Annotated in this window: 1 protein-coding gene; it reads left to right on the top strand. The window is 54.4% G+C overall.

The window, feature by feature from the left end:
* Positions 1–27 precede the first annotated feature (27 nt).
* Positions 28–388 (top strand): DUF4123 domain-containing protein (locus PJK54_RS17785; protein WP_271303524.1); only part of this gene is annotated, 361 nt, incomplete at its 3' end.

Genomic DNA, 388 nt, shown 5'->3' with positions numbered 1-388 from the left:
TCCAACTGGGCTGTAGAGACTGGTGAGATGATTGAGGCATGGTTAGCTCATGCTGAGCAGCCATCTGTCTATTTACTGATAGATGCTGCCTTCCGGTACGACACTTTGTATGCCTGGGTACAGTCCTCATGGCCCGCAGCAGAGTGGCGAGCGCTTTATCAGGACTCGCCGAAAACTCGTCGTGAAGTGCTTCAAGTGTCACCGCTATTGCTACGTATCGGGCGAGATGACCCCAAGTGGAGAGGGCATCTCGATACGCTGGCTCACCTGACATCAGGCAGCCCGATGGTCAGCATGATTGTCACTTCGGAACCCTTGGCGGCACTTTGGGAGCGTTTCTATGCATTCCGCCTGGTGAGTGTGCAGAAGACACGTTACGTATTGCGGC

Source organism: Cobetia sp. MMG027, assembly GCF_027947415.1.
GTDB classification, from domain to species: domain Bacteria; phylum Pseudomonadota; class Gammaproteobacteria; order Pseudomonadales; family Halomonadaceae; genus Cobetia; species Cobetia marina.
This window is presented reverse-complemented; position numbering and strand designations above follow the sequence as displayed.